This is a genomic window from Polynucleobacter sp. UK-Mo-2m-Kol15, assembly GCF_018881505.1.
GTDB lineage: Bacteria > Pseudomonadota > Gammaproteobacteria > Burkholderiales > Burkholderiaceae > Polynucleobacter.
On record NZ_JACVQC010000001.1, the window covers coordinates 1,702,567 to 1,728,659 of the forward strand.

A 26,093-nucleotide genomic window follows, 5' to 3' on the forward strand; every position below is an offset into this window, starting at 1 on the left:
ATGGTGACTGATGAGTGAAGCACTCACTGCACTAGCAGCCCTCTATCAAAATCGCGCCAAAGCAGTTGACACGAAGATTGCTTCGATCAACACGCAGATCAGCGATGGAAAAAAAGTATTAAATGCAACGGAATTAACTGAGGTTGCTAATCTATCTAAAAAAGTAACGAGCTACGCGACCCCCGAAGCCAGCATCAAGAATGCAAAGTCTGTTGTGTCACTTGCGCAAACAGGCCTCACATCAGTCACAGGTTATTTAAAGCAAATGATGCAAATGGCCCAAATGGCCAGCGCACCAGGTATTTCTAGCTCTGATTTAATGAACTTTAATGTTCGATTCTTGGCTATTTTTAATAAGATCGGTAAAGCAGCAACTAGTGCGAGCTTCAATGGTAGTAACTTGTTAAGTGGAACTGCGGGTCTGAACGTTAATACAGGGCTTAATCGAGACGCAGCCTCTAGGATGCACATCAACCCAGTAAATATCTATGGAATGATGACCGCTGGGATACTGACAGGTGTCTCCATCGATACACCACAAAAAGCTGTGCAGGCGATTACTCAAATCTCTGGGGCTCTCACTCAAATTCGAAACGGAGAAATGGCCCTAAAGCAATCCGATAAAACGCTTGATAAGAAAAGTACTGAGATTAAGGCCAGTATTAATTCAAATATTTCTCAAATTAAAACAATGGAAAGTGTTGATATTGCAAAGCTTCAGGCGCAGCTGAAGGATTTGTACTTCCAACAGAAAATAAATTACAACATCGTTAGTCAATTAAACGATTCTGCCTCGTCCTCTCTATAAATTTAAAAAACTACTAAAGTTTTTTTAACTCAGGCCGTTAATTAAGATATAAATCAAATTACTTCTTCGGAAGTAAAGTTAAGCTAGTTTATCTAGCGCATTGCACTGTTGATGTGGTCTACGTATCGCTCACTGATGCTTTTTTGTAGGTTAGCATTTTTTATGCATTGGGCATAAAAGTGCTTTGGTATGAATTGCGTAAGCAAGGCATACGCTTAATCTAAAGGAAAGTATTTTATGAGCTCACCATTTAACATCACTTCATTGACATCCACATTGACTGGAAGTCTGAATAAAGTAACAAGAGAAATTAATTCTGTTCAAACTCAATTGGCTACTGGCAAGGGTGAATTAAATCCTGCGTACTCTGGCGAAATTACACGTTTGTCTTCCCAAGTTAATAAATATGATGCGGCAACCAAGGGAATTGGCCAAGCGCAAAACGTTGTGACAGTTGGCTTGACAGGCTTACAAACAGCAACTGACCTCATTCAGCAGATGGAAGCATTGGCATTACAAGCTACCAGCGGAACAATGAGTGCAACTGATTTAACATACCTTAACACTACGTTTAATCAACTGGCTCAACAAATTAATAGTGCAGCTACAAACTCGTCCGTAAACGGCGTAAACTTACTGACTGGTACAGCAGGATTTAGCGTATTGTGCGGCGTTGATACGACCACATCATTTAGCGTTGCAGGTATGAACTTGACATCGATTGCCGCTACTTGTACTGGTCTTGCAATCTCAACCACTGCACTAGCGTCAGCTGCAATTACCAGCTTGACCTCCCAGCTTACACTGATTAGCGCTGGACAATCTTCATTGAGCGCCAGCAACGGTGGACTAACTGCCCAGGCAACTCAGGCACAAAGTCTTTCCGATGGATTGCAAAATACAATTGACTCGATCAATAATATTGACCCAACTGCCCTTCAGGCAAGATTGCAGGCCCTGAATAATCAACAGGCAATTGACTACTACTTGATTACCCAAATGAATCAAGCGGCAGCTGCAATGCTCGCAATATTCAGATAAGTAGCTTGATTTAAGGAAAAAGCCAGGTAAAACCTGGCTTTTTTTGCTTTTTAGCCCCCAAAAAGATAAATAGGGCCAGAAAAGTCTGTTTAATATGATGATTAAATACCCTAATAAATCAATAATATACGTGTAAGTTTTAATTAATAACGTAAATTTTTGTAAACATTACCACAGGGTAAATTAAACATGACCAAGATTACAGATTTGTCTACAACTCTTTCTCACGGAGTAAAACAGGTTGAGAAAGAGATCAATGAAATCAGTACGGCACTGGCAACAGGTCGTGCACCATTAAACCCGGGTAATAGCAGCGAGGTTACGCGTTTATCTTCCCAAGTGAACAAGTATAAGACAACTGAACACAGTCTCGGTCAAGTACAAAACGTAATTAACGTAGCGCAGACTGGCTTAGTCTCTGCCGTTGATCTTTTGCAACAGATGGAATCATTAGCAAACCAAGCAGCTAGCGGAACCCTAAGTGGTACCGATATGGAAGCCATCAATACTACCTTCACACAACTAGCCTCGCAAATTGCGAATATTGGCGAAAACGCTGATGTTAACGGTCAAAACTTACTTAACAACACCTCAGGCTTCTCTGTGATGTCAGGCATTACAACAAGCAGCCTGATTACAATCTCCGGATTAGACTTAACTGCAATTGCAGCCACCTGTACTGGTCTTAGCATTACGAGTGTTCAGGGTGCGTATACCGCTATTACAACATTAACGTCGCAACTATCACTTATTAGTGCTGGGCAATCAACATTTAGCGCAGCAACAGTTGGTATTAAGGCCTATCAATCAGAAGCGAATGCATTATCAACAGGACTACAAGCAACAATTGATTCGATTTACAACATCGACCCAACTGCATTGCAAGCTAGACTGCAGCAGCTAAATAACCAACAATCCATTGACTATTATTTGGTGACACAGATGAATCAACAAGCGGCTGCAGTATTAACCATCTTTAGATAATTCATCTTCATAAATAAAATTGGATGTAGGATATAGGCCAACACAAGAGTTCCCTCTTGCACCCTAGAAGCCTATAACTACGGACATTATGTTTACATCAAATAATCCTCTAAAGACCTACGTCGATATTGACAACAATATCACTGGGGCAGATTTTGAGAAAAAATGGTTCGAGTCAGTCATCGCCCTGCTCAGGAAAATACAAGCTGGTGAATTTGATGCGGTGATGACCCATAAGAAGCTGCTTGAGATCTCAGAGGGATTGCAGTGGATACAGGAGAACTTAAACGAAAAGTTAAGTTCACAACATAGAACACTTTTAAAGTCTATCTACAGCACCTCTATTCAGATCATGAATGGTGCAATCCAAACTAGAAATACTGAGTATTTGGGCATTGTGATTGCATGTCTTGAAACGGTTGTCCAGCCCTACTATAGAAAATCTGACTCAGACAATAAATAATTAAAAATTGAGTATTAAAAAATGAATACAGCAACTAGTCCAGCTACAAAGGAAATGATAATCTCCAGAGGACTAGAGAGCTTCATTAGTGGATCATATTCTCAAGCGACAATGTATTTTGAAGAGATCCTAAGCGACACACCAAATGATCCAGATGCACTTCATCATTTAGCAGGTTGCCAGATTCAGCTACAGGAATTTGAATCAGCTCTAAAAACAATTCAAAAAGTACTCAATATAGAATCAAAAAATTCATTAGCTTGGTTCAGACTAGGTCAAATCCATTACATCTGTAAGCGCTATGAGTTAGCAGTAGATTCGTTTGGCAAAGCAATTGAAATCAAACCCGATTTCGCAGACGCATGGTTTATGGGTGGTCAGGCATTAATACAAAATGGCGCGATTAACGATGGCATGCTTGCCCTCGAAAATGCACTCTTACTGAATTCTTCATCGGTCATTTTTAATGAGATTTTTGCAAAGCACTATATTGATCATAAACGTGATGTTGGAACACTTGTCATAACCGGAGGCATTGGCGACATATTGCTTTGCTTACCATTTCTACTGCAAAACAAAGATCTACATTTAAAAATTAATGTTCTAACCCACTTTAAGGGTGCTAAAAGAATTTTTGATTCGCTTTCAATTCCAGTTAATAAAATTGCATACTACTCAAATGATGCGGAGCGACTAAAGCTACAACCAGAAATTATTGGTCCCAGAGAGTTTTATCCTTGTCCAAAAAGATGGTTTTTAGATATAAACCCATTTGACTCAAAAATTATTAGCTTAGATAGCGCTCGTCCCACAATTGGAGTGCAGCTAGGCGGGAGTGCAATATCGATTGATATGCAAAGTAAGATTGGGCTGCCAAAAAAATCTTTGCCTGTAAGTCTGCTGCAAAATATTCTTTCGATAAATGCATTCAATGTCATTCTTTTTGGCTCAAAAGAAGAAATCGAATCATACGGGCTTCTCGAGAATAAACACTTGCATCATGCAAGCTACCAAAATATTGATGAAAGCTTGTCCCTGGTTTCACTGTGCGACTGCTTTGTGGGCAGCGATAGCGCCATTAAATCGATAACTGCAATGCTACAAATCCCGACATTCGTTTGGATGGGGGACTACCAAGACCCATATCGCGATACTAATTTTATTGACCCATTTGCGAAGAAAAATGTATTTGAAATTTTTAGATATAGGGATATTACGCAGGATGAAGCAGTAGGCACAAAGAAAACGTTTAAATTTTTTAACAATATTGGGTTGATTGAAAGCATCCCCAATCTACCCCTCAAAGAAGATGTAAAAAAGATAGATTTGGAAATAAATAACATTTTGAATCACGAGAATCAAAATCAGTTTATCTCCAGTCGTGGACTCCTAAAATCTTGCAACTCTCACAACAGAAAACCTATCTCAAGTAATGCTCATATAGACGATGACTTGCTACGAGAGCATAAAAATGGTGGAAGCATCTACATTTGTACAGATGCATTACTAAATTTTTCAATCAATTATTTACCTAAGATTACAGAAACTTTTACTTTATTAAGTGGTGATAGTGACATTAGGGTGGATTCCTCAATGTTAAATGTTCCACAAATTAAAAGTATTTTGAGTCATCCAAAATTGCGTCAATGGTATGCGCAAAATCTAGATGTAGATCACGCTAAGATTCAGCCTCTCCCTATAGGCATGGATTACCACACGATGCATGAGAAACCGAATTTCTGTGGTCCGGGCATCCAATCGGCACTATCACAAGAGCAAGATTTATTAGAGGTGATTAATACTTCTAAAAATTTTAAAGAAAGAAAATTTCTAGGCTATTGCAACTGGAGTAATTCTATAAACAATCACGATAGAGCTTTGTGTATAGAGCGAATACAAAAAGAACTATGCTATTTTGAACATGCATCAATTCCAAGAATAGAAACTTGGAAGAATCAAGCTAATCATATGTTTGTTATCAGTCCTGAAGGTATTGGCATGGACTGCCATAGAACATGGGAGGCACTTCTACTAGGGTGCGTTCCAGTAGTTAAGAAAAATAATCACAATCTGTTTAAAAATTTGCCTGTATGGGAGGTAAATGATTGGAGTGAATTTAACGCTACCAATATTTTAGAAAAAATTCAGTATTTCTGCGAACTGGAATTTGATTACTCCGCACTATTTTTAAGCTACTGGTCCAGTCTTTCTGGGTCCTCCAGCAAATTTGATCTCAAAAGGGCGAAAATAACTGGCTATAGAGAATTGATCGTAGATAATTAATCAAATAGCTCAGAAAAAATTACCCAGGAGCGAAGTCGTGCAAATCTAATCACATAACTTCTTAGACTCTCCAAAATAATAGATCCTCTGATGCCCCATCGTTTGAGTTTAGAAATTGTAGGACTTCAAGCGAGGAAACATTCTTCCCAGGCATCTTTTCAAACATTTTACAGGGAAAAGAATCTAACATACGAATGAAAGAATCTACATCGTAATCTTTACCTTCAATTCTCCATAACTCAATAACACCACACTTCACTCTAGACCAAAATGATGGTTCAATTGCGGAAATAATAGTTTCATCATACCCCTGTGTATCCGATTTGTAGATAAATTCTCCCTCAAAAGAGTTCATCCATTTTATCGATTCCTCAGCTGCATTCTTAACATCAACGTTAATCTGACCATGCATTTCAGACATGGCATTTTTATTAAGTGAATAATTACCATTATTATTCGGGTCTAAATAAAATTCTAGGGTTGCATTTTTAGTGCCCAGACCATACATATTCATTTCAATATCTCTAATATTTGAGAGATTTTTTAGGAGCAGAGAGAAGTTATTGGGGTGTGGCTCATATGCAAAAACTTTATTAATTTTCTTAAAAATATTGAGAGACTGTCTCGTATATAACCCAATATTTGCACCAATATCAATCAAAGCATAAGATTCATTTCCACCTCTAATGACTTCATTCATCATATGAATTGTTTGCGGAAAATATTGTTTTGTTAACAATGTTTCCATTCCAATATATGTGTCAAGTGGAAGATGAAGACTTGCCGGGCTTTTTCCATCATTCAGCAAATAGAGGGGGGAGACCTCTTCGGGATGTATAACTAGCTCCCTAACCTGAAACAAGTTCGCCAATAGTTTTAAGTTAATTGGTAAAGATCCTTGAAATGACTTAATGAGATCATTAGAGTCAATATTCATATATTTCCTTCAAATAAAAGAATTATTGAGAACTCAATTTATTGAGCTCATCATGCATTGCGTTTAAAACTCCATCCCAGTCGCCCTGCTCTTTTTGCCTGAACAATCTAACTGATTTGTACCAAGGTGAGTCTTCACGCTCCTGGAACCAACGCCAGCAGGTGTCAAAACGATTTAAGATCCAGGTTGGTTTTCCAAGTGCGGCGGCTAAATGTGCTGTTGATGTATCTACTGCAATTACTAAGTCCAGATTTTCAATCAGCGCTGCTGTATCAGTAAAGTCATTCAGCTCGCTTGTATAGTTGATGATATTTGGCCCATTCCAACCATTCTTTTGAACTTCAATCAACTCAGATTCTGCTGGATCCCCTTTTTGAAGACTATAGAATTTAGCATCAATGTCTTTGAAAATAGTGAGCTTTTCTAGCGGGAGATTTCGCCTATTATTTGTTGCCCAAACCTCTGGTTGATCGGGTCTAAATCCACCTGACCAGACTAAGCCAATACGCATCTTATCTTTACTACCAAGCTTCTTAGCCCAATACTCAGTTTTAGTCGGATCAGATGGTATGTATGATATCGAACTTGGAATTGTTTCTAGAGTAGTTTGAAATGCATGGGGAAGGCTCATTAAGGGGCAATAGTAATCATATGACTCAGCCGGTTCAATGCCTGTTGTTGTCATACCAGCAACACCTTCAAGGCCTTTCATTAAAGCCAATAATGGCTTTTGTACCTCAAAGATCACCTTTGCGCCTAATTTAGATAGCATTGGCACATAACGACAAAACTGCAATGTATCACCAAGTCCTTGCTCGCTAACTACTAAAATTGTTTTGTTTTCTAATGACTCTTTGCCTAGCCATAATGGCTTATTGAAGACTCTATTGGTAAGCACTCCGGACTTGGATGCCCTTCTACGCCACTCGTATTCTTTCCACCCCTCCAAGTATTTACCTTGAGTCAGAAAGACTAATGATCGATTCCAGCTTGCATCAGCCATAGTGCTAGGATCTTCGATAGCATGATCAAAATGCAAGACGGAGAGCTCTAACTCTTGTAATTCATGAAAAATGACGCCCAAATTATTATGGGGCTGAGTAAAGTGATTCTTTTTACTAATGGCAGTCTGATAATCCTTAATCGCTGCATCGTAATCCTGCATCTTTTGCAAGGTTACACCACGGTTAAAGTAGGCCTCAGCAAAATCCCCCTTAAGATCAATTGCCTTGGTATATTGCATAATCGCTGCATCAGGCTGATTAATCTCCTGAAAAACCAACCCTAAATTTGAATAGGCATCCGCATAATCCTTTTTTAAGGATATTGCGACATAAAAGCTGGCCATTGACTCAGCAAATTTGCCAAGATCTTTGAGTATGACGCCACGATTATTCATCGCCTCTACATAATCAGGTTTTAATTCCAAGGCCCTGTTGTAAGCAATAATTGCTTCATCGAAACGCTTTAAGCCCTGCAAGATAAGACCTCTATTACAGTGTCCTTCTGCAAAGGCTTCATTAACCTCGAGCGCCTTATCTAGAGAGGCAAGCCCAGATTCCAAATCGCCAAATGAACGATAAATAATTGCCTTATTACTACAAGCTTCGATGTGGTCTGGTCTGATGCTCAGGGCCTTGTCATAAGCCTTGATTGCATCATCCAATTGGCCGGTTTCCTGAAGGAGAACACCTTGATTAAAGTGGGCTTCAGAATAATTGGGCTCCAATTTAAGTGCAGTATGGTAACTATCAAAAGCCTGTTCAATCTTTCCCTGCGCCCTGTACACCACCCCAAAGGAATTATGCAACTCAGGCAAATTAGGATTGATATCAAAAGCTAGTTGTAATTTTTGAGTAGCTTCGTCATCTCGTCCCATTCTCTGTAAAAGTAAGCCTGCTTTGATGATGGCTTCAATACAGTTCTTTTCGATTTTGATGGCCGAATCATACGCTTTTAATGCGTCATCTAGACGGCCAATTTCTTGTAGTAAGTTTGCTTGGTTTAAATATGCAGCTAAATAATTTGGATTGATTGTTATTGCATTTTGATAACATCTCACAGCAGTTTCATGCTCTCCTAGCTGATTTAGGACAACGCCACGATTATTATGAGCCTCAAAATGGTTGGGGTTAATTTGTATTGCCTTACCATAACTAACTAAGGCGGCCTCATAAAATCCCATTTCCTTAGATACAACGCCATGGTTATTCAATACATCAGGCTCGGTATCATTAATTTCAATTGCCCTACTTAAATAATTTAAGGCACTTGCAAAATCTTTATTTTGCGCACTGATCATTCCCGATAATTGCAATGCATGAAAATTATCTGGGTAAGATTTCAGAATATCTTGATATATTCTTAGTGCATCTTCCAGGCGACCTGCGCCCTGCCTTTCAAGACCTAATTTTAATTTATTAGAGATCAATTGCTTATTTTCAAACTTTGCCATGGTGGTTACTTCGCCTTCAAAATAGACTGGGAGGCGGTGATGCCCTGTTCGAGGAAATGGCGATAAGCCGGTGCTAGTGATGGCATCATCAATGAGAAAACAATAAATCCGACACAAATCGTAATTGGAAAGCCGATACCAAAAATATTTAACTGTGGAGCTGCTCTCGTGAGCACACCCAATGCAATATTGGTAATGAGTAAGGCAGCAATCATTGGCAATGCAATTTGTAAGCCAATACTAAAAATTTGTGATCCCCAATTGGCAATCGCCATGCCATTAATTGAGGTGACCTCCATTGCAATGGGAAATGAGTGAAAGCTATCTACAAGCCCAGAGACCAGCATCAAATGGCCATTGATACTCAAAAATACCATCATGGCAAGAATGTTCATCATCGAACCGATAACTGGGGTTGTATTTTGAGTTTGTGGATCAAAAAAGGTTGCAAAACCAAATCCCATCATGAGGCCACTAATTTGTCCTGCCATCTCGATACCGGTAAAGATAATCTGCGCAGTCAAGCCCATAGCCAAGCCAATGAGGATTTGCTGAGCCAATATCAATACACCATTCAAAGATAGAATATCGATCCTTGGTACGCTTGGTACTGCAGGAATAATGATTAAGGCCAGCAATACTCCAAAAGCAACTTTTACCGGAGCAGAAAAAGACTTACTCGAAAAAAAGGGGGCGATAGCAATGAAGCCCAAAATGCGCGTCAATGGCAACATCAGGCCAAAGACCCATGTTTCAAAGATGTGGCTATTGAAAGTAAGCATGCGCTGCCGTGGCTTAGATCAATTATTTAAAAATTGAAAATTAGTGAAAGACTTACTCATAAAGTCCACTAATACTGAAATCATCCAGGGGCCGGCAATAATCATCGTGGCCAAAACAGCGACTAATTTTGGAATGAACGTTAAGGTTGCTTCGTTAATTTGAGTCACTGTCTGAAAAATACTTACAATCAAGCCTACTATTAAAGCGACCAACAGCAGTGGAGCACCGACAGTCAAAGTCACTTCCATTGCGGTTCTACCGATATTCATGACTGCTTCTGGAGACATATTTTTCCCTTACTGGTAGTTAGCGAAAGCTATTTGCTAATGATCCGATGAGCAATTGCCAGCCATCCACCAATACAAAAAGCATTAATTTAAATGGTAAAGAGACTATGGATGGAGGCAACATCATCATGCCCATCGCCATCAGGACGCTAGCTACCACCATGTCTATGACTAAAAATGGGATAAAAATACTAAAACCTATTTGAAATCCGGTTTTAAGCTCGCTAGTCATAAAGCTAGGAATCAAAACACTCATTGGGATTTCATTAGGGTTGGCAACCTTTTTGCCAGCTAGATTGAGAAACATTGCTAAATCTGCTTCACGGGTTTGCTTCAACATAAACTCGCGAATTGGTACAGAACCCTTATCTAGAGCTTGCTGCATGGTAATTTTATTTTCACTCAGTGGCTTATAAGCTTCACCATATACCCTATCCAAGACAGGACTCATGATGAAAAATGTCAAGAAAAGAGCAAGACCCAGCAATATTTGATTAGGCGGCGCTGATTGCGCGCCAATTGCCTGACGAAGCAATGAAAGAACAATGATGATCCTCGTAAAACTAGTCATCATCAACACAATGGTTGGCAAAAATGATAATGCCGTTAATAAAATTAGAGTCTGCAGACTCAAACTGTAGTTCTGGCCACCATTAGCAGTTGCAGAGCTAGTAAATACGTTCAAGGCAGAATTATCAGCTGCAAAGCATGTGACGCTAATTAAAGTGAGCGCTGAAAATAGCGCTAAATGGGATTTGACCTTTGAAAAGGATTGCATATTCATTTCTTGAGCAACCTTTTAAATATTTCAGTAAGGGCTGGATTAGCCATCGCTACTACACGCTCAAAAGACTGAGATTCCTCGATTACCGGGCGAGATTCAAATCGAAAGCGATCGTTCTTAGAAACGATCGGTGACTCAATATGTGCCTCTGATTCTTCATTTGACTCCAGGGCAACGGTCTGATCAGAGGCTATCGAAATGGTATTTGAACTTGTATGCTCAAAATCTGAGATCTTGAAGTTACCTAAGGAATTAATATTTCCTGGGGTCACTCCAGTCACAATCCAGTGACCAGCGAGTTCAACAACAACAAGGCGCTCACGCGATCCAAGATTTACCCCACCAACAATTTTTGCTACAGAATGACCGCCAATTTTTGAGTTGTTAAAGCGCTTCATCAACCATGCAAAAGCACCGATCACACCAAGCACAATCAGCAAACCAAAAACCACTCGAAATGGGCTAGAGCTGTCATCAAAACCAGCCCCTTGCGCCATCTGAGCAAGTGCCAGACTTGGAGTTAGTCCCAAAATCAGAAAGAGAGGTTTAATGAGTTGCATGTGGGCGTCTGATAAATTATTTATTAAGCTTTCGAATACGCTCTAGCGGTGTGATGATTTCTGTTAATCGCACACCAAACTTTTCATTCACAACAACGACCTCGCCTTTAGCAATGATGTAACCATTGACTAAAATATCCATCAAATCGCCTGCAGATCCCTCTAATTCAACAACAGATCCTTGCGCAAGCTGTAATAAGTTTTTGATGGTGATCTTAGTTCTACCTAATTCAACAGTAAACTGGACTGGAATGTCGTGAATGAAATCAATATCTCTGATTGGTTCATTTTCAGAGCTACCCTCAATCTCATTAAGCACCTCATCCTGAGCGAGATCTTTATCTTGATTATTTTCATTACTCATCTTCTACTTCCCTCACATACTCATTTAAGTTTGATTGCAAAAACTTTTCGATCCTTAATGCATACTTTTTATTGAAAGTGCCATATCTACACAGCAAAAGCGGCACGTTATCAACAGTTGCTGTTACCAATGGTTCATATTCCAGGGGAATAAAATCACCGATCTTTAAAGCCACAACATTTTCTAAAAATAGTTTTTGAGCGCCTAAGTTGGCGACTAATTCAAGCTCAACAGAATTCACGGTTTCAGCCATAGACTCGATCCATTTGATATCGACGTCCTGAACCCTGCCCTGCATTTGTGAGGTTAATAAATCTCTAATTGGCTCTAAAGCAGAATATGGAATGCAGAGATCCATTTCAAAACTTTTTTCCTCAAGCTCAATCGTGAAGGTGGTTGTCACTACTACTTCACTCATCATGGCTATATTGGCAAACTGCATATTCATCTCAGAGCGAATGTACTCATATTCGACAGGATGTACAGGGGCCCAAGCTTCAGCATAGGGCTCAAAGAAGACTTCTAAAATACGCTCAACAATACGCAGCTCTGTAGGCGTAAATTCTCTACCATTAGAGGAGGTCTTAAAACGGCCACCGCCACCAAATAAATTATCAACTACGAATAAGACAAACTCTGGATCACATAGCATCAAGCTAGTGGCACGCAAAGGCTTGATCTTAATCAAATTGATATTGGTTGGATCTTTATGCTTTGCAACAAACTCACTGTACTTGCAGGTTTCAACTGCAGTGGCTTTAATCTCTACCAGACGACCTAAAAAGGTCGACATACTAATTCTGAATAAGCGAATAAAACGTTCGTGGATGTTCTCGAACGTAGGCATACGACCGCGGACAATACGCTCCTGACTGCCAAGACTAAATGCTTTAGCTTCACCAGGATTATTTTCCGCAACTTCAGGTGCTGCAGCACCCTCCTCTACATCTTTGAGGAGGGCATCAATTTCCTTATCGGAGAGATTTTCATCAGACATTTTTTATAGGTCGATTTTATTGAACGATGAATGAAGTAAAGTAGGCGCCGCTCAAGCTCTGCTCCGACTCAGAACCCATGAATGGTTTTTTGAGTGATTCGATAATTTCAGAAGTCAGATTAACTTTTCCGTCTACCGAAGCAACCTCAGAGGCAGATTTTGCCGAAAGGATAAATAAAATTCGATTTCTCACTTCAGGCATGCGATCCTTTAAAGCCTGAGCATCTTTTTCACTTGGCACTTGCAAGGTCATGATTGCCTGAAGATATTGTTGATTGTCACCACTCTCAGGTCTTAAATTTACGGTGAACACCTCTAGAGGTACGAAGATCTGCACAACAGGCTTAGTCTCTACCGTATCAGCACCAGATTTATAAACAAAAAAGTAATAAGCACCTGCACCTGCGACGAGCAATGCAAGAACACCAACCGCAATCATGACGAATAGCTTTTTATTGGATTTTTTTCTTGGTGCGCGCGTGACTTCTGCGTCATCCTTAGCGTCTTTTTTGTTAGGTGCAATAGCCATTTACAACTCCATGTTGAATATAAGAACCATTATGAAGTCGAAACTATGACGTAGATAGCGAGAAAAGAGGGGTATTTAGCCCCTTGCTACTGATTTAGAGACTCTAAAAACAGTATTACCAAACGCGGGGGATTAAATTCTCAGGCTAACCGAGCTAGGATTAACCGGTTTGAAGGTATTTTGATTAGAAATATAGGGGTTTGATGCAGCCTGGAGGAAGTTTAAACTTTGACCAGCAGGCAGTTCCGGAGCGCGAAACTCGTTTTGCTTCACGATCTGAATGGAGCTACCCGTAGAACCCGAAGAATCCGGTCCAAGACTTTTAACCAAGGATTGGACCAATTTATCGGAGATAGCACCCAAACCTAAACCAGAGACTCCAGGCAAGGCCACGGAAGTCGCAATACCAGCACCCGCCCCCAATGTTTTACTCAGTAGATTGGAGAAATCAGCGAAAAAACTGGACTTTTGGGGAATGCCTTTATTGGGCGCAATATTCCCGCTGGACTGGGCTTCTACAGTACCAGAACCAATCAGAAAGGGGTTTATTGAGCTATTCAAGGTAAATTTTTTCTATCAAGTTGCAATCTTACGCCAATTGTCGCAGCGCTGACCGAGATCAATCGAAGAAATAAAGGGCATAAAACCCCTTAATTCAAAGGAATGCCTAAATTTTGAGCATTCGGCCTCAAACCTGAGGAGAATAGGGTTAGCAAATAACTTCATACTGCCCCTCATCAGAATTGAAATACGTACTAGACCACCCCTGGTATTCCCTCAAACTAATAGGACCCTCCTGGATGATACTAACTAAAGTGTGCCTAGGATCCACCTTAATAGCCGAATAAAGCTTGGCAATCAATTCTTGTTCGCCCTCTAATACCTGCATGAAATTACCGTCCTTAAACATCAATACACCAGTGATACCCATCGCATCATTTTTAAGCTGTGACTGAGCAACAAGCTCTAAAAATTCTTCTCTCGCAAGATTTTTAGTAGATGAACTAATGTAGATGAGCTGGTACATGATTAGTTCTTAGACGTAAAAATTAACCATTTTGGCTGAATGCAAATCCAACCCATCTAGCTTACTGTCAAAGGCTGAAGGTTCGCCCTTTACAGCAAGCTCACTTTGGTGATAACTAGAATCAGGGCCCACATTCAACTGGTTTAATACAAGACCACCTTCCAGCATCGATGCTTTTAGATCATCAATACCCATTTGAAGCGCTTGCAAAATATGGGAATCATTTGAATAAAAACTAGCATTCACATGATCACCATTGACGTGAATAATAATCTTGAGAGAGCCTTTATCAGCTGAATTCAAGGTAATGACAGCGGTATGCTTATCAGACCCAAACATTACCACGGTCTTTTGCGCCAACTCCGCAATCCATTGAGGACTCGACATCGATGACTGCATTTGTAATTGAATTGCAGTAGAAGTTGATGAAGTCATATCTTGAATAACATGTTGCCCAGAAGCTGCAGTTATTACTCCCATAGCCTGAAGCTCCTCTGGTGAGGGTGCATCAGAATCTTGAGCATGTTGTTGAGAATTACCCTGATTCGAAGAATGATTAAAGAATCCGGCAGGACTGAAGTCCTCACCTTTTGCCAATGGCTCAGCCTCGTCTGCATCATTGGCAGTATTGCGAAGAACCTGAAAAATAGCTTGATCTAGCTTTTGATTTAGGGGATTTGTAGTGCGTTGGTGTACTGAACCTGTAGAACCAGTAGCAGAGTGCATTAAACCTGATACACCAACCCCAGAAATATTCTGAGCAAGCTTGCTCACGACAGATAGGGATGAGGTACTAGAGCTAGCTTGCTTATATTCTGCAACGTTTTTCATCGCCAGGATGTACTCAGCCTGATGAATATTAGTCTCAAAAGTCTGAATCGATTTGGCGTTTGAATCGCTGTAGGTCTTAGATTGATTCAATAATTGATTAGCATGAGCTACATCGGGGGAAAGGAGCTTAGCTGTATTTAAGCCCTGCCTGCCATCATCCATTTTAAATAGTGCGGCTTGAGTAGTGAGAACTTCTCCAAAACTGCCCGCAGAGCGAGGAACACTACTGCCACTATTTCCAGTAACAGATAAGGTCCCATTAGCCTTTCCTAGCTGGGAATCGTTGGTTTGCAGTTCAATGGCCATATCTTCAGTGAAACACTACTGCCTGGAACTGGCGATGGGTAATCGCAAATTCATCCATTAATTTTTGCTCTGATTTTTTCTCTAATGCACGTTTTTCTTGCACATTCTTTTCAATGAGTATTTCGTACTTTCGCTTCTTGGCCTCGCAAGCTTGCCAAAACTTCATATGCTGTTTGACAACCTCGTGATACTGCTCAATGACGCTCTCTTGCGTTGTGATGGCAGAGTCAATGCTATCTAAAAAAGTTTGGAAATTTTGCAAATCTGTAACTGTCATACCCTGAGAAAGACGTACCGCATTTTTCACCACATACTCATGTCTATAGAATAGAAGTTGCTCTTTTTGCGCCTTAGACTCATTGACAGCACGATGTGCTTTTGCTAGTTGCTCAGCTGCAACATCGACTTCGCGCTTGGCTAATTTTAAAAGTAAGAGCATGGCCTGGGATGAGTAGCTCATGATGCACTCTCCAAAATATTTTTCATTCCATCAAGGCTTTCCTGGATGCTAGCCCTCACATTCAAATCTTGCATCAAGAAATTTTCTATTGAATTGTGTTTTTGGATAGCCTCATCCAATATCGAGTCGGCGCCATTAACATAAGCACCAACGTTGATTAAATCTAAGTTGCGGCTATATTTTGCATTTAGCTGCTTTAATTTTTGCGCGTGCACTCGATGATCATCTTTAACGATGCTATGCATCACACGACTGATGGACTGCTCTACGTTAATGGCTGGGTAATGACCAGCTTCTGCTAATGCTCGATCCAGAACAATATGGCCATCTAAAATTGCTCGCGCAGAATCTGCGATCGGATCTTGTTGATCGTCTCCTTCTGTGAGCACAGTATAAAAAGCCGTAATCGTTCCTCCACCAACATCACTATTGCCGGCCCGCTCTACCAATTTCGGTAGCTTTGCAAATACGGATGGCGGATAACCCTTAGTGGCTGGGGGCTCACCAACAGCTAGAGCAATTTCACGTTGCGCCATTGCAAATCGAGTGAGTGAATCCATGATCAACAAAACATGCTTGCCTTCATCACGGAAGAACTCTGCAACACTTGAACAATAATTTGCAGCTTGAACTCGCATTAAAGGAGATTCATCAGCTGGGGAGGCAATGACAACGGAACGCTTTAAGCCATCTTCACCCAAAATGTTTTCAATAAATTCTTTTACTTCGCGGCCACGTTCACCAATTAAACCTACAACAATAATGTCAGCATCGGTATACCTAGCCATCATGCCCAATAAAATACTTTTACCAACCCCCGATCCAGCAAATAGGCCCATACGTTGACCACGGCCTACCGTCAGCAAACCATTAATTGCCCTCACCCCAACATCTAAAATATGGTCAATCGGAGATCGTTTTAGCGGATTGATTGGTTCTGACTGTAATGAAGAAAAATGCTCAGCATTTAATGGTCCGAGCTCATCAATCGGTCGTCCTGTTGCATCCAACACTCTGCCTAATAATTGGGTGCCAACTGGTAATTGCGCACGATAAGAATTAGTTCCCTCATGAATATTTTTATCATTCTGAGTATCTGAAAATAAGCGTCCATACTTTGACGGGACACTCTTCAAATACACTTTAGTACCAGGTGCTATACCCTCCGTACTACCTTGAGGCATTAAGAAAAGTTTATTCTTATCAAAACCGACTACTTCGGCTTCGATAGATTTGTTATCCGATAAAGGAATAACACAAGTGCTGCCAACCGATAACTCTATGCCAGATACCTCAATAACTAGGCCCGTCACCTTCACTACGCGACCAGCAAACTGCGTAGTCTCTGTATTGGAGAGGGTTTGCTCACAGTTATTTAAAAAACAAGACAGTAAGCCAGTGAAATCTTGTTGAATATCCTTGTTCACATGAGGCCGCATTACATCTCCTCATGCCAATCGAGATTCTTACCCAATGATTCAGTAATCGCCTTCCAGCGCACTTCATTACTTGCATCGATCGCATTATGCGCTGTCTCTATGAGGCAGCCACCACGATCAATTTCTGAATTTTCTAGTAAATGCCATTGCATTGAACTTAACTCATCCTGTAAATACTGTCGCACTATGACAGCATCCTCGGGATGAACGGAAAGCTTTAATTCAGTAGCATTAATGAACTTTATTGTCGCCTGCGCAATGATTGCCTTTATGACATCCGGATTAACTTTGATTTCTGATCGAATCATCGACTTAGCAATAACTAAGGATAGATTTAATACGTCATCACAAATTTCTACATTTTTGGCAATAATAGCGGCACTAAATTTTTGGGCTAAAGTCTCTAGGGCGAGCTTTTCATCTGCATTTTCAGAATGTGCCAAAGATTTTCCCTTGGAATAACCATCCTTAAAACCAGAGTCATGACCTTCGGCATAGGCTTTATCAATGACCGCTTGAATTTCATCGGCGGTAAGCTGGGGAACCGCATCCGGATCCTCTTTAGGCAGTGGATTCGCAAACCCAGGGGGTACCAAATCAACAAATATTAAGCTATTGTCCCTATTAGACATAAGACTCATCACCCTTATTGCTCAACATGATTTGGCCTTCTTCAAATAATGTACGAACAATCTGCAGGATTTCTTTTTGAGCGCCTTCAACGTCAGATAGCTTGACAGGGCCTTTATTTTCCAAATCATCTCTCATCATGTCTGCAGCACGTGTCGACATGTTTTTAAAGATTTTCTCTCTAAGCTCGGCACCAGTACCCTTTAGTGCAGTAATTAACACCTCGGATTGAACATCGCGCAGAATGGTTTGAATACCTTTATCGTCAATGCCCAAGATGTCATCAAATACAAACATCTCATCCATAATTTTTTGAGCCATATCGATGTCATATTCTTTAAAGCTATCCATCAAAATGACTTCTTGAGGGCCGGTAATGAAGTTCATGATCTCAGCAGCAGCTCGTATTCCGCCAATCTGCTTTTTGCTTCCGGCTTGATTGGTGGCCAATAATTTGCCTAGCACTGCATTGAGCTCTTTGAGTGCCGTAGGTTTGATTTCCTCAAGGGTGGCAATGCGCAGCATGACATCCTTGCGCAAGTCCTCAGAAAATAAAGTTAATATCTGTGAGGCTTGATCAGGCTCCAGATGCACTAAGATGGTTGCAATAATTTGCGGATGTTCGTAGCGGATTAAATCTGCAACCGCAGTTCCATCCATCCACTTCAAACTTTCAATACCCTCAGAATCGCGACTATCTAGGATTCGTTGAAATAAGCCACTAGCGGTTTCGTTACCAAGCGCCTTACTTAATACGTTTCTAGTAAATTCATCGGTATCAAAGTTCAGTGCCGCACCTTCACCCGCCACACTAAAAAATTCACGTAAGGTTGCAGCCACCTCGGCTTGCTCTACCCTTCTCAGGGTGGCCATAATACCGCCCAAGCGCTGAACATCTCTTGGGCTGATATATTTCATTACCTCAGAAGCACCCTCCTCGCCAAGGGCGAGCATGAGCACTGCTGCTTTACTAAGACCGTCAGTATTAGGAGGAGGCATTTCCACTCACCCAGTTAGATACAACATCGGCAACCACCTTAGGATTATCTCTAGCCAATGACTGTACATTATCAATATCGCGCTGATATGGCGACTTCTTAATTACTGGCATACCTGTATCATCCATATCTTCCTCAAAAGCGAGAGCAGCTTTGGCGCGCCCAGGGAATATGGTCTCACCGGAAGCCCATTTAGACATCATTGGCTTGAGCGCTTTTCTATACAGCAGGAAGGCAATGATGATGCTGAGGATGATCTTACCTGACTCTTTGGCCATATCTATATAGCTCGCATTCTTCCAAACGGGTAGATCAGGAATATCGCTGACTCTGTTGTCTGTAAATGGCGTGTTCACCACACTCAAGCTATCACCACGCTCCTCATTGAAACCCATAGCCTTTTTGGCTAACTCAGAAATTTGAGCTTTTTCATCATCATTTAAAGGACGGCTAGTGATATTGCCATCCTTGTCTACTTCCTGCTTATTATTTACAACCACCGCAACGGATAATCGTTTGATGCCACCCATTGATTTTTGCTCATAGGTAACGGTCTTATTAATCTCGTAATTGGTCAGGGTTTTCTTGTCGCTACCCATCACTGGAGGTGCAGGGGTATCGCCCGCAGGCCCCGCTCCAGCTCTTGCATTAGCAATAGGAGCATTCGCATTTGCTGCCGGCTGATTGCTTGCAGCACCAGGCACTCCGCCCGCAGTGCCACCACCTGAATTGGCGCCATTCACAGGCTGGTTAGCCTCGTAGGTTTGCATACTTCTAATAGCGGCCGTCTTCACGTCTTGGTTTGGCTTAAATATTTCATTGGCCTCTTCAATGGTGGAGAAGTCAATTTCAGCATTTGCCTCTGCTTTCACATTTTTTGCGCCCACAATTGGGGTAATGATCGACTGAACACGCTTAGCTACATTACGCTGAATTTCATCGACATACTTCATCTGACTGGCATCAAGTGTTTTTTCACCCTTTTTACCTTGATCGGACAATAAATTACCACCGCTATCAACGATATCCACACCTGAAGTAGATAAATTAGGGACGCTACTAGACACTAAGTGAACAATTGCACTTACTTGGCGCTGCTCCAAAGAGCGGCCTGGGGCTAACTTCACTAATACAGAAGCAGTAGGCTTTTGGTCTTCACGAATGAAAACCGTTGACTTTGGGATTGCGAGGTGAACGCGTGCATTATCAACCCCTGAGATTGCCTGAATGCTTCTCTCAAGCTCCCCTTCTAGGGCACGTTGATAGTTAACCTGCTCAACAAACTGAGACACGCCAAACTTTTGGTTTTCCAGCAATTCAAATCCAACATTGCCAGCTCTAGGAAGGCCCATTGATGCAAGCCTCAACCGCGCTTGGTAGACCTGATCTTCGGGCACTAGGATTGATGCGCCACCATCCGCAAGCTTGTAAGGAACATTCATTTGCTCCAATGCAGCTACGATTGCGCCCCCATCCTTATCGTTAAAGTTTGAGAACAGGACCTTATATTTACCGCCCATACTCCACATTAAAACGACGCATATAACGGCAACGATTGCGGCAATACCTAGGGCCAATAGCATCTTTGCGCTATTTTCACCATTCAGGCTCATTCGCTCCATTATTTTTTCCACTGCGTATTCCTTTTGGCCAATAATTAAATTTCTGTGGCTACCCAATAAACAGTAGCCCTATCTTTGGACATATTATCTGCATCTTTATTTTCATTCAATTGAGGGAATAGAGGGTTTTTTTCCTCCTTATTGACCTAACTGAATGGGGCCAATACTGCTACATTAAGCTCCATCCAGGTTATAGAAATGGTAGACAGATAATGGCAATTGGCGCAATAGATTCGGGCAAGATTCAAGCCATGCTTTCTCAATTGAAAGCAGCGGCTCAAAATCAACCTACCAACACCTCCACAATGGTGGGTGGTTTCAATGGGATTGTGAAACCAACCGCACCCCAATCCGTCAATAGTCAGACTAAAGTTGACTTCTCAGAGGCGCTTAAAGCGTCCTTGGATCAAGTTAACAATAGCCAGTCAAAAGCCGTTGAGCTCGGTAAAAGTTTTGCCATGGGGGATGATAGCGTCAATCTATCTGATGTGATGGTTGCGTCCCAAAAAGCCAGCATCTCTTTTCAGGCAACAGTACAAGTGCGAAATAAGCTAGTGTCTGCCTATCATGACATCATGAATATGCAGATTTAAGATATTTTTTGTCCGTGTTCTAGCTCATATATCCAAGCTAAAATTTCTGCAATTGCCCGATACATCTCCTCGGGAACATAGTCATCCAGATCAACCTGCATCAAAAGACTGACCAGCTCTTTTGATTCATGAATAAAGATATCATTTTCCACTGCAGTATGAATAATCTGCTCTGCAACAATGCCTCGGCCAGATGCGACTACCTTTGGAGCAAAGTCTCCGTGCTCATAAGCTAAGGCCACAGCTTGCTGTACTAATTTGGGATTATTTTTATCCATTTTTCAGTACGCTAATATGATCCAGTTTATTAGTGTAGGAATCAAAATGATTTCGTAATTTTGCTACCGCCCCCTCAATTACCTGCCTAGACTGTCGACTTGCAACTTCAATCTCTATATTGATGCGATCTCGGCTCATCGCAATATGAAAAATAATTTTACCTAAGGTAGGAAGGTCAAGCTCGAGGGTACTTTTGTATGATTTTTCTTCTGATGAGTCTGGGCTTGATCCACCATCATCCCTGCTGATAGTCCACTGCATATACTGTTTTGACCAAATCATGCCAGCCCACTGAATTTGCTGCTTTTCTAAAACATCTAATTGCTTACTGATAATGGCAGAATGATTAAGGTCTTTTTGATTTTGTATCTCTTTACGTAGCTGCTCTATTGTTCTTTTACCTTGTATGAAATTCGCGATATGTGATTCGTAGAATAGACCGCTAAAACGCAAGGCATTTTGAAGCTCTAGTGCTGATATCTGCGGATTTCCAATGGATGTCAGTAATGGTGCCATACCTGAACCCTCAATTTGATTGAGGTTGGCAAATTGTGCAGTTGCAGATAAGGCCTCTAAAACTACTTTTCCTGCGGCACTCAATAAAACATGACTAGGCAGAACAGCTGAGGGGTTGGGCTGAAGCACCATAAAAGTGGGCTTTGGATCGCCACCTAGATAGCGTAAATTGATATTCTCACCAAGCTTGTGGGGCTCTGGTAATTGCATCCTAAAGACTTGATCACCAATTTCAACAGAGGTGATATTGTCAGAATCAACGCCTACCACCCTACCGATATACTGCATGCCCACCACTAGCCGAGTAGCTTGAGCAGTGTGGTCTTTGAGTGCATTAAATTCAGCACCAGTAATGGGTTTAATTGCCACTGAATGAGCCTACTATTTTCTCAATCCTTCGCTGCCACCCATAATGTCGGATAAACGTAGCATCCATGGCTGCATTAAATCCATGATTTCCTTATCATTCGATAGGATCGTTTTCAGGCAAGCTATCTTTCTTTGCAGCGCATCTGCGCTTAGCTGGGCTTTACCATTATGCATGGGTATTTGATGGATATAGCCCTTACATAGCAGCTCTAACTGGCCATAGCATTTCCAATCTTCCCGACGCGCTGCCTCAAGCATTTGCTGGCTAATTTCAGTTACAGCCTCGTAAAGAGAAAGCATGTCGCTTGGAGGTGAGATCAATTTGATAGGACTTAAAAAGATTTAGGAATAAATTTCAATGAACAGATCATACCGATCTAAATCAAAACCAAAGCCTGTAAAAGGGCATAAAAGACCCTCTACCAATTAAATTTAAAAACTACTAGGAGACAATGTTATTTCTGATGGCGTAATGTGCCAATTCTGCCGTGCTTGTCATACCCATTTTCTTTAATGCGCGCGAACGGTACATGCTAATAGTCTTGGTAGAAAGCTTCATCCGCTCGGCAATTTGAGTCAAGGTTAATCCAGAAGCAACCATGACTAGGTATTGATATTCACGATCCGATAGGGATTGGTGTGGATCCCCTTCAAAGCTCTTCTCATAAGCCTGGGTTGCTAAGATATTGGCAACATTAGCACTAACGTATTTGGTATTAGATGCAACCTGTCGAATTGCGCCAACCAAGTCAGCGGTTGAAGAGGACTTTGTAATATACCCAGAGGCGCCAGCTTTTAGGACTCGTACTGCATAGAGGTTTTCTGGATGCATTGACAGCACCAGAATGGGCAACTTTTTGTTATCGCGGCGAATGGCCTTAATAACATCTATTCCACTCTTATCTTCAAGATCTAGATCCAGTACTAAACAATCAATCAGATTATTTGAAACGTATTTGAGGACTTCACTAGCTGAACCTAACTGTGCAGCAATTTCAATGCCGGGATAGGTAGCGAGAATTTGCGCAAGCCCTTCTCTCAAAACAACATGATCATCTGCCAAAGCTAGGCGGATATGCCTCATTAGAGTCATGCGGGGAAAATCCTATTCAGTTAAATTAACGGCTAACTAAATATACCAAAAAACTAGGATTTTGCTCTATTGATTTGGCTATTTAGCTCATTGCTCCACTGAATAGCCTGAATTTGGATATTAGTGATTTGCTCTGCAGTCAGACCTAGAATCTTTCTAATAGATTCCATTTCGTCAAAATTAACCGCTTCAATGGCATCTGCAAGATTGAGCAATTGACCAAATAAACCTTCTCGATGTAGCAGTCCATTTTGTAGCTGCTCTGCTAATGGAATTTGGGCCAATACTTCCTCAAGAGATAAGTCAGTTACTTGATTGATGAGAGATAGCATACCAACCATAAATGCCTGATCACTAATGCCAGGTTGTGCAACATTATTTTGTTGCGACAAGAGTTCGAGGAACTTAGCGCGGTTAACCACTCTTTGCTGTAAGTCAGTATTCAGTTTTGATCCTGCTTGTGTGTAGACCAATAGCATCATCCACTGCAGTAATTGCTTTTGGCCTAGCACCACTAAAGCTTGTCGCACGCTCGATATTTGCATGTGCCCGCCAATGCCAACGGAGTTGACTAGGCGTAACAATCCTAGAGTGAGATCTGGGCTATTTTTAAAATAAGGTTCAATTGAAGCGATATCGGAATCTTTAAACAACAAACCAATCACCTGAATGAGACTTAATTGCTCTGCTTTTGGCTTTTTACCCTTTAGGAGGGTTGGCTGAGAAAAATACTCTCCCTGAAAAAGCTTAATGCCAAGGTCTTTACATAAATCAAAATCAGCCTCTGATTGAACGTGTGATGCAAAAATTGCCAGCGCAGGAGATTTCTTACGAATCTCAGCAACCAGTTCTTGGAAATTAGGTTGCGACAGCTGATTTAAGATTAACGATCCACCATCAGCCATGGTCAACGCAAGATTGACTTTAATAAAGTCGAGTAAAGGGGTAATTTTTTCATTTGCCGTGGAAAAATTAAACCACTCCACAGCAAAACGAAATCCTTTTCTTTTCAGGGACTGAAGGCGCTCAATGGCATCATCACTAAAGCGGGAGAAATCAATCAACTCCAAAACAATTCTGCGTGGAGGTAATAGATCAATCGTATTGCTGACAAGCATCTTCTCGGAGACAGGAATAAATCCATCTACATCACCAAGAACACTCTCAAGTCCAAAATGGCTCATCGCATTAATAATGATGTTGCTACTTGTAGCCAAATCATCATCATCAGTGTGATTGTTTAAGCTTTCCTTAGACCGAAACAGCATTTCGTAGGCGACGATTTTTCCACGAATATCGAGGATAGGATTTCTGCCCAGGAAAATATCTGCAGAATTTGCATCTACTAGAACCGGATCGGACTCAATCATGTATCCCCATTTTGCGAAAAAGAATCGATAACCCCCTGGATATCACCATGGGACATAAAGAATGTAATGTGAGGAAAACGGATTCAATCCGCAGAATAGAGGCATAAATAGCACTCTATTCTATTTTTAGACTACCGAGGTAGGATTTAGGCGGAAGTGTTGATTAGGGAGCCCAAACTGGCGCCAACCAATAAAGCATGATCAGTATGATCAACCGTAGGATTTCCAGGATTGGCAGAGCTGTGGGGATTATTAGGCCCAGCTACCTTGTTTTGATGCTGCGCTTCTTGAGAATTAGCAATATCTCTGGAAAGTTGATCCATTTGCGTTTTATCACCAGTGCTCAGGGAGCGCTCAAGTCTCTCAAACAGGGTGCTTGGAGAAATGATACCGCCACTGCCAACAAAGCCCAACAGTGCTTGCTGCGCTGCATCAATGTCTCCGCTGCGCAAAGCTGCGCTTAAAGCCCCTAGATACCTGCTTCTGATATCTTGAGTAGATGGGTCAGGTGAACCACCATAAGATGAAATTGAATTTATCTGCATATTCATATGACCTCCTCTAACTAAAGAATATCTCCTAAATTACGTTAAATATATTAAAAATGCAAAAAAGCCAAAAAACTAACTTTTAATACACTTCCTATGAGTTTCTTTACGACATCCATTTGGGAAACTTTAATAATTATTCAAGAAATTTCTTTAATTTTTGTAAATCTTCATTTAAAGCATTGGAAATGGCACTGGACTCATCGATAGCCTGGTTAATGAGGGCGATTTTTGCAGCAAAATCCTCTTTAGAGGGCATTTCAGACTTGGATAACAAGAGCTCAATGGCAAATCGGATCACCAGGAGGGGCTGACCCTGATCATGGACTAGCTGTTCCAGATGGGAAATGAGAGCCTGAGCATCATTTTCAGATACCTCTTCCCTTGAAATCATTGATTTAAATACTCAATTGCAGATCTTTTTGCCATCAGCTTGCACAGTGCAAGTAGTGCCATTTGCATTAATTGTTTGATTTCCATTAGTAACAGAGCTCCCACCCTGCACAGGAGGTGAATTAATAGGATCATATGCTCCAGGAGTATTAGTAGGGTAGGCATAAGGCGAAATAATAGGGTAAACATTAGCAGGATAATTAGGGTTTCTACCTACCTGACCACCACCCATTGGCGGCCCTCCAACTGGACCACCCCCAATTGGGTGAGAAAAGGCAATGCCTGAACTTAAAGAGCCCAAGACAACCGAAAAGATCATTAATGTTTTACGAAAGCTCATGGTC

At 41.2% G+C, this 26,093-nt stretch carries 31 protein-coding genes; 6 read left to right on the forward strand and 25 right to left on the reverse strand.

What is annotated here, in order from left to right:
• Positions 1-10 precede the first annotated feature (10 nt).
• From ICN43_RS08805 to ICN43_RS08825, 5 genes are all read left to right on the forward strand, one after another.
• Entirely contained in the window at positions 11-808 is a 798-nt protein-coding gene (locus tag ICN43_RS08805; RefSeq protein WP_216198873.1) for a hypothetical protein, read from the forward strand.
• A gap of 237 nt (positions 809-1,045) precedes the next feature.
• The gene (locus ICN43_RS08810; protein ID WP_216198876.1) at positions 1,046-1,849 is read left to right on the forward strand and encodes a flagellin; all 804 of its coding nucleotides are present in this window, start codon (positions 1,046-1,048) and stop codon (positions 1,847-1,849) included.
• A gap of 189 nt (positions 1,850-2,038) precedes the next feature.
• Positions 2,039-2,833, forward strand: coding sequence for a flagellin (locus tag ICN43_RS08815; protein ID WP_216198879.1), 795 nt, complete (start codon positions 2,039-2,041; stop codon positions 2,831-2,833).
• A gap of 88 nt (positions 2,834-2,921) precedes the next feature.
• Positions 2,922-3,296 (forward strand): hypothetical protein, encoded by a 375-nt coding sequence (locus tag ICN43_RS08820; RefSeq protein ID WP_216198882.1) that lies wholly within the window; start codon positions 2,922-2,924, stop codon positions 3,294-3,296.
• A 21-nt stretch (positions 3,297-3,317) separates the two neighbouring features.
• Positions 3,318-5,579 carry a tetratricopeptide repeat protein gene (locus tag ICN43_RS08825; protein WP_216198883.1) on the forward strand — a complete coding sequence of 754 codons (2,262 nt, stop codon included), beginning with the start codon at positions 3,318-3,320 and terminating at the stop codon, positions 5,577-5,579.
• Positions 5,580-5,640: 61 nt separating this feature from the next.
• On the opposite strand, the gene ICN43_RS08830 is transcribed toward ICN43_RS08825, so the two are convergent.
• From ICN43_RS08830 to fliF, 17 genes are all read right to left on the reverse strand, one after another.
• Positions 5,641-6,516, reverse strand: coding sequence for an FkbM family methyltransferase (locus ICN43_RS08830; protein ID WP_216198886.1), 876 nt, complete (start codon positions 6,514-6,516; stop codon positions 5,641-5,643).
• 22 nt (positions 6,517-6,538) lie between these two features.
• The gene (locus ICN43_RS08835; protein ID WP_216198889.1) at positions 6,539-8,971 is read right to left on the reverse strand and encodes a tetratricopeptide repeat protein; all 2,433 of its coding nucleotides are present in this window, start codon (positions 8,969-8,971) and stop codon (positions 6,539-6,541) included.
• A 5-nt stretch (positions 8,972-8,976) separates the two neighbouring features.
• On the reverse strand, positions 8,977-9,753 hold the full coding sequence (gene fliR, locus ICN43_RS08840) for a flagellar biosynthetic protein FliR (RefSeq protein ID WP_216198892.1): 777 nt from the start codon (positions 9,751-9,753) through the stop codon (positions 8,977-8,979).
• Positions 9,754-9,771: 18 nt separating this feature from the next.
• Positions 9,772-10,041: a flagellar biosynthesis protein FliQ gene (gene fliQ / locus ICN43_RS08845; RefSeq protein ID WP_216198895.1), complete on the reverse strand. Its 270-nt coding sequence runs from the start codon at positions 10,039-10,041 to the stop codon at positions 9,772-9,774.
• A 19-nt stretch (positions 10,042-10,060) separates the two neighbouring features.
• Positions 10,061-10,819, reverse strand: coding sequence for a flagellar type III secretion system pore protein FliP (fliP, locus tag ICN43_RS08850; RefSeq protein ID WP_216198897.1), 759 nt, complete (start codon positions 10,817-10,819; stop codon positions 10,061-10,063).
• Positions 10,820-10,821: 2 nt separating this feature from the next.
• The gene (gene fliO, locus ICN43_RS08855; RefSeq protein ID WP_216198900.1) at positions 10,822-11,385 is read right to left on the reverse strand and encodes a flagellar biosynthetic protein FliO; all 564 of its coding nucleotides are present in this window, start codon (positions 11,383-11,385) and stop codon (positions 10,822-10,824) included.
• Between the two features lie 16 nt (positions 11,386-11,401).
• Positions 11,402-11,749, reverse strand: a complete 348-nt coding sequence (fliN, locus tag ICN43_RS08860; RefSeq protein WP_216198903.1) for a flagellar motor switch protein FliN — start codon at positions 11,747-11,749, stop codon at positions 11,402-11,404.
• The gene (gene fliM / locus ICN43_RS08865) at positions 11,742-12,746 is read right to left on the reverse strand and encodes a flagellar motor switch protein FliM (RefSeq protein WP_216198907.1); all 1,005 of its coding nucleotides are present in this window, start codon (positions 12,744-12,746) and stop codon (positions 11,742-11,744) included. Before fliM ends, fliN begins: the two co-directional genes overlap by 8 nt.
• A 16-nt stretch (positions 12,747-12,762) precedes the next feature.
• Entirely contained in the window at positions 12,763-13,275 is a 513-nt protein-coding gene (fliL, locus tag ICN43_RS08870) for a flagellar basal body-associated protein FliL (protein WP_216198909.1), read from the reverse strand.
• A 132-nt stretch (positions 13,276-13,407) separates the two neighbouring features.
• Positions 13,408-13,836 carry a hypothetical protein gene (locus ICN43_RS08875; RefSeq protein WP_216198914.1) on the reverse strand — a complete coding sequence of 143 codons (429 nt, stop codon included), beginning with the start codon at positions 13,834-13,836 and terminating at the stop codon, positions 13,408-13,410.
• A gap of 148 nt (positions 13,837-13,984) precedes the next feature.
• Positions 13,985-14,302: a BLUF domain-containing protein gene (locus tag ICN43_RS08880; protein WP_216198917.1), complete on the reverse strand. Its 318-nt coding sequence runs from the start codon at positions 14,300-14,302 to the stop codon at positions 13,985-13,987.
• A gap of 9 nt (positions 14,303-14,311) precedes the next feature.
• Positions 14,312-15,439 carry a flagellar hook-length control protein FliK gene (locus ICN43_RS08885; protein ID WP_216198921.1) on the reverse strand — a complete coding sequence of 376 codons (1,128 nt, stop codon included), beginning with the start codon at positions 15,437-15,439 and terminating at the stop codon, positions 14,312-14,314.
• Positions 15,440-15,443: 4 nt separating this feature from the next.
• On the reverse strand, positions 15,444-15,899 hold the full coding sequence (gene fliJ, locus ICN43_RS08890; RefSeq protein ID WP_216198924.1) for a flagellar export protein FliJ: 456 nt from the start codon (positions 15,897-15,899) through the stop codon (positions 15,444-15,446).
• Positions 15,896-17,338: a flagellar protein export ATPase FliI gene (fliI, locus tag ICN43_RS08895; RefSeq protein ID WP_216198926.1), complete on the reverse strand. Its 1,443-nt coding sequence runs from the start codon at positions 17,336-17,338 to the stop codon at positions 15,896-15,898. The genes fliJ and fliI overlap by 4 nt, the downstream gene beginning before the upstream one ends.
• On the reverse strand, positions 17,338-17,970 hold the full coding sequence (locus tag ICN43_RS08900; protein WP_216198929.1) for a FliH/SctL family protein: 633 nt from the start codon (positions 17,968-17,970) through the stop codon (positions 17,338-17,340). The genes fliI and ICN43_RS08900 overlap by 1 nt, the downstream gene beginning before the upstream one ends.
• The gene (gene fliG, locus ICN43_RS08905; RefSeq protein ID WP_216198931.1) at positions 17,963-18,967 is read right to left on the reverse strand and encodes a flagellar motor switch protein FliG; all 1,005 of its coding nucleotides are present in this window, start codon (positions 18,965-18,967) and stop codon (positions 17,963-17,965) included. Before fliG ends, ICN43_RS08900 begins: the two co-directional genes overlap by 8 nt.
• Positions 18,954-20,600 carry a flagellar basal-body MS-ring/collar protein FliF gene (gene fliF, locus ICN43_RS08910; RefSeq protein WP_370623178.1) on the reverse strand — a complete coding sequence of 549 codons (1,647 nt, stop codon included), beginning with the start codon at positions 20,598-20,600 and terminating at the stop codon, positions 18,954-18,956. The genes fliG and fliF overlap by 14 nt, the downstream gene beginning before the upstream one ends.
• Positions 20,601-20,800: 200 nt before the next feature.
• Between fliF and fliE the strand changes: the two genes are divergently transcribed.
• Positions 20,801-21,181, forward strand: coding sequence for a flagellar hook-basal body complex protein FliE (fliE, locus tag ICN43_RS08915; protein ID WP_216198934.1), 381 nt, complete (start codon positions 20,801-20,803; stop codon positions 21,179-21,181).
• Here fliE and ICN43_RS08920 read toward each other — a convergent pair.
• From ICN43_RS08920 to ICN43_RS08955, 8 genes are all read right to left on the reverse strand, one after another.
• Complete coding sequence (locus ICN43_RS08920) at positions 21,178-21,459, reverse strand: EscU/YscU/HrcU family type III secretion system export apparatus switch protein (protein ID WP_216198937.1); 282 nt, start codon at positions 21,457-21,459, stop codon at positions 21,178-21,180. The genes fliE and ICN43_RS08920 overlap by 4 nt on opposite strands.
• Positions 21,452-22,345: a flagellar hook-length control protein FliK gene (locus ICN43_RS11270; RefSeq protein WP_216198939.1), complete on the reverse strand. Its 894-nt coding sequence runs from the start codon at positions 22,343-22,345 to the stop codon at positions 21,452-21,454. The genes ICN43_RS08920 and ICN43_RS11270 overlap by 8 nt, the downstream gene beginning before the upstream one ends.
• A 12-nt stretch (positions 22,346-22,357) precedes the next feature.
• Positions 22,358-22,666 (reverse strand): flagellar protein FliT, encoded by a 309-nt coding sequence (locus tag ICN43_RS08930; protein ID WP_216198941.1) that lies wholly within the window; start codon positions 22,664-22,666, stop codon positions 22,358-22,360.
• A gap of 121 nt (positions 22,667-22,787) precedes the next feature.
• Complete coding sequence (locus tag ICN43_RS08935; RefSeq protein ID WP_216198944.1) at positions 22,788-23,438, reverse strand: response regulator transcription factor; 651 nt, start codon at positions 23,436-23,438, stop codon at positions 22,788-22,790.
• Positions 23,439-23,491: 53 nt separating this feature from the next.
• On the reverse strand, positions 23,492-24,808 hold the full coding sequence (locus ICN43_RS08940; RefSeq protein ID WP_216198947.1) for an EAL and HDOD domain-containing protein: 1,317 nt from the start codon (positions 24,806-24,808) through the stop codon (positions 23,492-23,494).
• A gap of 146 nt (positions 24,809-24,954) precedes the next feature.
• Positions 24,955-25,359, reverse strand: coding sequence for a hypothetical protein (locus ICN43_RS08945; RefSeq protein WP_216198950.1), 405 nt, complete (start codon positions 25,357-25,359; stop codon positions 24,955-24,957).
• Positions 25,360-25,492: 133 nt separating this feature from the next.
• Positions 25,493-25,750 carry a hypothetical protein gene (locus tag ICN43_RS08950; RefSeq protein WP_216198953.1) on the reverse strand — a complete coding sequence of 86 codons (258 nt, stop codon included), beginning with the start codon at positions 25,748-25,750 and terminating at the stop codon, positions 25,493-25,495.
• Positions 25,751-25,762: 12 nt separating this feature from the next.
• Positions 25,763-26,089: a hypothetical protein gene (locus tag ICN43_RS08955; RefSeq protein ID WP_216198956.1), complete on the reverse strand. Its 327-nt coding sequence runs from the start codon at positions 26,087-26,089 to the stop codon at positions 25,763-25,765.
• Positions 26,090-26,093: the final 4 nt, after the last annotated feature.